Raw genomic sequence first — 7194 nt, 5'->3', positions numbered from 1 at the left:
ATGATGCTGCCAGAATCTAAGGAATCCCACGGTTTTAACCGTGGGAGTATGTCAAAGGTTCGTAGTCGAAGTGACAGTCTGTCTTTTCGTTAAGCTCATTATGGCATTTCTTTAAGATTTCAGCATTGAAGAATTTAAATTGATTGTATCTAGTTGCCTTACATTTTAACAGCTCTTTCAAATCATCCAATTTGATTTCCCATGATTTGCGAAAACGGTTATTTTCTAAGTAGAGGAATAAAACATAGCTGTATCGAGATTTTAACTCAATGACGTTTTTTAGACGATATCTGAGATAGCCCAAATCTTCAATATTGAAAATATATTCTCTCGCCGAGGGTGTACATGTAAGCGTAATTTTCCATAGTCCGTTGCCGTCTGGAACAGCTTCGGCTTCTTCGAATAAGGAAATTATCTTAAATCCATCTGGCTTTGTGGCATCTTCAATTTCCACAATTTGGAATAAATTGCGAAGTCGTTTATTAAGATCGTCCTTTAATATTCTGGTTACACATAGGACACGTTCGAGTTCTCCTTTTTCGATTATGACTGTTCTTTTTTCTGGATCATGACTATCAATTCTTGCCAAATATACATCAAGTAATTTTAATTCTGGTAAAGTTAGGTCGGTTTTCGCAAGCGACTGTAGAGGGCCTGATTTTTGGACGGTCAGCTTGTCGGGATTTCCTAGTCCGATTATATCTGAAGTTTCTGGTAGCTTTTTTCTCCTTGGCAGTTATCTGATTTCCCATTTCCTTTTTCTTTTATGGCACAACAATAGTACGAATATGTCAATATAAAAAACGTACCTTTCGTGAAAAACTATCGTACCTGTAGATATTAAAATCCTAGCATTGATGCTGTTTCTGGAATTCTTATAATCAAGAAAGTAATCAAGAAAATAATCAGGAAGGTAATCAAGCAATCAATCAAGAGAGCGTGAAGGGTGGGAGTTAATGGGTATGATAAAATATGAATTGTAAAGAGCACTGTATTTTCAATCAAAACGATGAGATAGTATGAAAAACAATCGTACCTTTCCATACTCTAAATCCAATATTTATGCGCTTCTCATAACATTTGTAATCAAGTTAAATTCAAGATACTTGACAGATTCCCTTTTACTTATAAGAATTTTTCTGTTTGAAACACTTGACATAAGTTAGAAAGTATGCTACCTTTAAAACACAGAATATATTCGAAATAAAGTTGATAATAATGCAAAATATCGAATTATTTGCACAAAAAACTGAAAATTATGTCGAAAATCAATTGACCATTTGCTATTTTCCTGACCAGAAAGGGGTGTTGTATGATGATGGCATGTTTGAGTATTGCGATTTTTCTGACTTTGTTTGCAGGTAATGTAAATGCGTTATCGGATTGGCAGGTGACGGTTCCAGAGAAAGAACATGTGGCTTCTTATCAGATTGTATGTGATGATTGGAAGATCCACTACGTTGTGAATGGTAATGAATATCAATATTGTTTGAAGCTCACACGGGGAAATCAGGGCGAATCAGAAAAAGCGTCAGAAGAAAAGACGTTTGTGGTGCTGTCAAATGATAAGGATCTTAGCTATCAGGCAGTGTGGAATTCTTTGATTTCTAGTCAATATCAGAATAACGATAAGGTATTTTATTGGTTGGGATATGATGAATAGTCTTATATGAACAAAGTCAAGAAAACCAAGGGATGCGAAAAGCCATGGGGACGAATATGTCCCCGTGGCTTTGTCTGTGTCTAAATGTTTTTTTAAAAGAAGTGAAATCTCCATTGTTATTAGATTCGACATGGTTTACAATAGAAAATATGCATATTAGGTCAGATGCAAAATGAAAAAGGAGGAGTTGGAAAATGATACGTTTATTTGAAGAACATCAGGTTCGAAGGACAACTGAGCTTTCTTCATCTTTGTGGGATTTTAGTCAGGTGACAGATGGAAAAAATACGCCGGTTGGAAAAGTAACGGTGCCGTCCTGTTGGGAAAGCTATCCTGGCTTTGAAGCTTACAGAGGACAGGGCTTGTATGAGCGTAACTTTGAGGCAGACGGTGATATGCGCATTGTCTTTAAGGGTGTCAGCCATACGGCAAAAGTTTTTGTGGATGACAAATTTGTTTGTGAGCATTACAATGCATTTACTCAGTTTGAGGCAGTGGCCAAAAATTTGCCGTCAGGTGTTCATAAGTTAAGTGTCTTGGTGGATAACTCTTTTTCTGAGGCATCAGCTCTTCATGTGGAAAATGATTACCAAAGCTATGGCGGTATTTCAAGGGGTGTGGTATTAGAAAAGCTTCCGAAACATTATATTAGACAGATGCATTTTACTCCTATTTATAAGGATGGTGGATGGTATGCAAGGATCAAGCTTGTGATTACATCACTTACTGAGGATAGGTGGGATGGAACTGTGAATGTCACGCTGAAAAATGGGGAGACAGAAGCCTTTTTGTGCAGCGAGACTTGTAGTATGAAAGAAAATGAAGACGAGCTTACGATTGAGACTGATGAGATTGCCTGCAAGGCTGTAAGTGCCTGGGCACCGGAGCATCCGACTCTCTATCAGGTAACGGCACGGCTTCAGGATGAGAGTGGCTGTGTGATTGATGATTTGACTGACCGTGTGGGCTTTCGTGAAGTCAGGACACAGGGTAAGGACATTCTCTTAAATGGAAAGAAGCTTCAAATTAAGGGCTTCTGCCGCCATGAGGATCATCCACAATTTGGCTGTGCGCTGCCGCTTTCTGCAATTATGCAGGACCTGCAACTTGCACGAGATATGGGAGCAAATTCAATTAGAACATCTCATTATCCAAATGATGAGCTGTTTCTTGATTTGTGTGATGGGCTTGGTATTCTTGTATGGGAGGAAAACCATGCAAGAGGCTTAAGTGAAGAGCAGATGAGAAATCCAAACTTCGAGCGCCAGTGTGAGACTTGTATTCGCGAGATGATAGCAGCTCACTATAATCATCCGTCTATTTATATCTGGGGTATTTTAAATGAGTGCGCAAGTGACACAGAGTATGGCAGAGAATGCTATAAGACACAGCTTGAACTGATTAAAAGTCTTGATGTGACGCGCCCGCGCTCATTCTCAAGCTGCCGCTTTAAGACTGACATATGCTTTGATCTTGTTGATGTAGTTTCCTATAATATTTATCCGAAATGGTATCATAATACACCAGTAGCAATGTATCTGGATGATTTGTATAAATGGGTTCAGACAACTGGCGGTGCTGGAAAGCCATTTTTGATTACTGAGGTTGGAGCAGGAGCGATCTACGGCTATCGCACACCGGCAAAGGTGAAGTGGTCTGAGGAATATCAGGTTTTGGCGCTTGAGGAGCAGCTTGGTGCGATTCTTTCTTATAAGGATTGTTCTGGTGTGTATATCTGGCAGTTTTGCGATGTGCGCGTAACAAACGATTGGTGGAATACGCGTCCGAGAACAATGAACAACAAGGGAATTGTGGACGAGTACAGAAGACCGAAGCTGTCCTATGAGACTGTAAAGCGTATTTTTGGATCTGTGGATACATATAGGAAATAAGCAGATTAGAAGTAGACTGAAAAATTTATAGAAATAGAACAATAGAGAGGAAGCATAATGGAAAAGCAGAAGAAGTTTTCACTGAAAAACTATCTGTATGAGTATAAATGGTGGTATGTGTTTGGCATAGCAATTTTGCTTTGTGTTGATCTGGCAAATATTTATATTCCGCAGTTTATTGGAGATATAATTGACGGACTGACAAATGAAACGTTGACAAAAGCCGGCATTCCAATGATGCTCATGAAGATATTGATTGCAGGACTGATTATGATGTTTGGCCGTTTTGGATGGCGCTACTGTATTTTTGGCGCATCCAGAAAGATTGAATATCGTCTTAGAAATGATATGTTTGGTCATTTGGAAACATTGTCAGCACGTTACTTTAATGAGCACAAAACAGGTGATCTGATGGCGCATTTTACAAATGATTTGGAGGCTGTGCGAGTGGCAGTAGGTATGGCTGTCATTACAACCTTTGATGCAGCAGTCATGTCTATTATGGTTATCATTAAAATGATCATATATGTTGATCTGCGTTTGACTGTGCTTGCATTTGTTCCAATGATTCTTGTTGCAATTGGATGTTATTTCTTTGGTGTTCAGATGAAAAAGCGACAGACTGCCAGACAGGAAGCCTTTTCATTTCTTTCAGATAAGGTTCAGGAGAGTATTTCTGGTATCCGTGTTTTAAAGGCCTTTGTTCAGGAGAAGAAGGATCTTGAGGAATTTCAGAAGGCAAATGAAAATAACATGGAAAAAAATCTTGCCGTTGTGAAGCTAAGAAGTTTGTTTGGACCTCTGCTTGATTTGATTACAGGAATCAGTCTTCTTTTGACATTGATCATTGGAGGAAAAATGGTAATTAATGGAACGGTATCAGTTGGTCAGTTTGTTGCATTCAACTCTTATATCGGTATGCTCGTATGGCCGATGATCGCCTGTGGTGACTGTATAAATACATTTAGCCAGGCATCAGCAGGCTATAAGCGTATCAAGGATATCTTCGATGAAAAGCCAGATATCATTGATAAGGTAAAAGAGAAGGATGGTGAGCATTTAACTGGTGATATAGAGCTGAAGAATCTGACCTTCCAGTATCCAGATGGCGATACACCTGTTTTAAAGAATGTGAGTGTTCACATTAAACCAGGCGAGATGTTAGCAGTACTTGGACGAACTGGAAGCGGAAAGTCTACGCTTGCAGATCTGCTTCTTCGTGTATATGACTGCGAAAAAGGAATGCTTTTGATGGATGGAAGACCTATTGATGAGATTCCGCTTCATGTGCTTCACCGTGATGTGGCTTATGTGCCTCAGGAAAATTTTATGTTTTCAGATACACTTGAGGAAAATATAGCATTTGGACTTGAAGATCGTATTTTCGATCATCCAAAGCTTCGCGATAATATTAAGGAAGCAGCTGAGGCGGCCTGCATTCACAGCAATATTATTGATTTCCCAGAAGGCTATCAGACACTTGTTGGAGAGCGTGGTGTAACGCTTTCAGGCGGTCAGAAGCAGCGAAGCTCTATTGCACGTGCGCTTCTTAAGAATGCCCCTGTATTGATTATGGATGACTCGCTGTCTGCTGTCGATACAGATACAGAGGAGCAGATTTTAGAGAATCTGATTCGTCTGCGCAAGGGAAAAACAACGATTATTATCGCACATCGTGTTTCTACGCTCCAAAAGGCTGATCATATCGCAGTATTGACTGAGGGTGAGATGACTGAGTATGGTACACATGATGAGTTAATCCGCGAGGGCGGCTTCTATGCAAAGATTTATGAGAAGCAGCAGCTTGAGCAGGAATTAAATGAGATGTAAGGGGGTGCAGCAAGATGAGTTCAATGACAGATGACAAATTGGAAAGTAATTATAAAGGAAATGCGCTGCTGCATCTTTTGTCTTATATGAAGCCGTATGCCGGATGGGTTATGCTTTGTCTGGTGCTTGTATTGGCACTTACGGGATTTGATTTGTATAGACCAACATTGATTGGAGATGCGATTGACAACTTCGAGACGCAGGGCGATTACAATGTAATTATTAATACAGCATGGAAATACGGTATTGTGCTTGTAGTAAGCTTTATTTTCAATATGGCACAGACCTGGATTTTGCAGAAGACTGGACAAAAGATCATTCTGACTGTAAGACGAGAGCTGTATATTCATATTCAAAGCTTAAGCAGCCGTTTCTTTGACCTGACGCCTGTTGGAAAGCTTGTAACAAGAGTGACAAATGATGTTGAAGCATTAAATGAGATGTATTCAGGCATTTTGGTGCGCTTATTTAGAAATATCGTAAAGATAATAGGACTGGCTGTTGTTATGATTGCGCTAGACAGAGGACTGGCACTTGTTTCATTTGTGCTTCTGCCTATTGTTATGATGCTTACAGTTGTTTTTCGTATTATTTCCAGAAAAATATATCGACTTGTACGCACAAAGCTTACAGATATCAATACATTTTTATCTGAGAATATTTCAGGAATGCGTGTAATTCAGATCTTTGGACGAGAGGAGCGAAAGTTCGAGGAGTTTAAGGATAAGGATTACAAGCTGTACCGCGCACATTACCGTGAGATGATGGTGTTTGCGATTTTTCGCCCACTAATCTATATTTTAAGTGTGTTGTCTTTAATGATAGTGCTTGGCATCGGAAGCAACGAGGTGTTAGATGGAGCAATTTCCATAGGAACTCTCTATATTTTCTCACAGTATATTCAGCAGTTCTTTGATCCGATTCAGGAGCTTGCCGAGCAGTTTTCAACACTGCAGTCATCAATAGCATCAGCAGAAAAGATCTTTACAATTCTCGCTGAGGAGCCACAGGTTAAGGAGGATGAAAATCCTATTGTACTGCCAAAGGTTCTCGGACGCATTGAGTTTGACCATGTATGGTTTGCATATGATGGAGAACATTATGTACTTCGTGATGTTTCCTTTGTAATTGAGCCTGGTGAGAAGGTGGCATTTGTTGGTGCAACAGGAGCTGGAAAATCGTCTATTTTAAATCTAATCGGACGTTATTATGATATCCAGAAGGGTAATATTTATATTGACGGTGTGGATATTAGAAAGCTTTCCAAGAAGCAGCTTCGAAGTGCGATTGGACAGATGCAGCAGGATGTATTTATATTCGAGGGAGATATTGAGTCAAATATTCGTCTGCACGATGATATCCCGTTTGAAGATGTGAGAGCTGCTGCTGAGTATGTTAATGCATCACATTTTATTGAAAAGCTTCCGCAAAAATATAAGGAGCCTGTTACAGAGCGCGGTGCAACTTTTTCAGCAGGAGAGAGACAGCTTCTTTCATTTGCAAGAACGCTTGCGCATAAGCCGGCAATTCTTGTAATGGATGAGGCAACAGCAAATATTGACACAGAGACTGAAATTTTAATTCAGGAAGCGCTTGAAAAGCTGATGAAGGGACGAACTACTATTATGGTAGCGCATCGTCTTTCAACAATTCAGCATGCTGACTGCATAATGGTTATGCATAAGGGAAAGATCAGAGAGCGCGGAACACATCAGGAACTTTTGGCACAGAACGGAATCTACAAAAAGCTTTATGAGCTGCAAATTCATCATGTGATATCATCATGATTGAAAATAAAAGGGAGCGTTA

Annotated in this window: 5 protein-coding genes; 4 read left to right on the top strand and 1 reads right to left on the bottom strand. The window is 39.7% G+C overall.

Annotation, left to right across the window (positions count from 1 at the left end; translation table 11 throughout):
• Positions 1-34 precede the first annotated feature (34 nt).
• Positions 35-673, bottom strand: a complete 639-nt coding sequence (locus WJP93_RS01890) for a replication initiation protein (protein ID WP_337546568.1) — start codon at positions 671-673, stop codon at positions 35-37.
• 639 nt (positions 674-1312) lie between these two features.
• On the opposite strand from WJP93_RS01890, the gene WJP93_RS01885 reads away from it, so the two are divergent.
• From WJP93_RS01885 to WJP93_RS01870, 4 genes are all read left to right on the top strand, one after another.
• Complete coding sequence (locus tag WJP93_RS01885; RefSeq protein ID WP_337546566.1) at positions 1313-1663, top strand: hypothetical protein; 351 nt, start codon at positions 1313-1315, stop codon at positions 1661-1663.
• 194 nt (positions 1664-1857) lie between these two features.
• Complete coding sequence (locus WJP93_RS01880) at positions 1858-3555, top strand: glycoside hydrolase family 2 TIM barrel-domain containing protein (RefSeq protein WP_337546564.1); 1698 nt, start codon at positions 1858-1860, stop codon at positions 3553-3555.
• 57 nt (positions 3556-3612) lie between these two features.
• A complete protein-coding gene (locus WJP93_RS01875; protein ID WP_262535945.1) occupies positions 3613-5385 on the top strand; it encodes an ABC transporter ATP-binding protein in 1773 nt (590 codons plus the stop codon).
• Positions 5386-5399: 14 nt separating this feature from the next.
• A complete protein-coding gene (locus WJP93_RS01870) occupies positions 5400-7172 on the top strand; it encodes an ABC transporter ATP-binding protein (RefSeq protein WP_337546562.1) in 1773 nt (590 codons plus the stop codon).
• The last annotated feature ends 22 nt before the right edge of the window (positions 7173-7194 follow it).

This window comes from Anthropogastromicrobium sp. (assembly GCF_037349415.1).
Classification (GTDB): Bacteria; Bacillota; Clostridia; order Lachnospirales; family Lachnospiraceae; genus Anthropogastromicrobium; species Anthropogastromicrobium aceti.
This window is presented reverse-complemented; position numbering and strand designations above follow the sequence as displayed.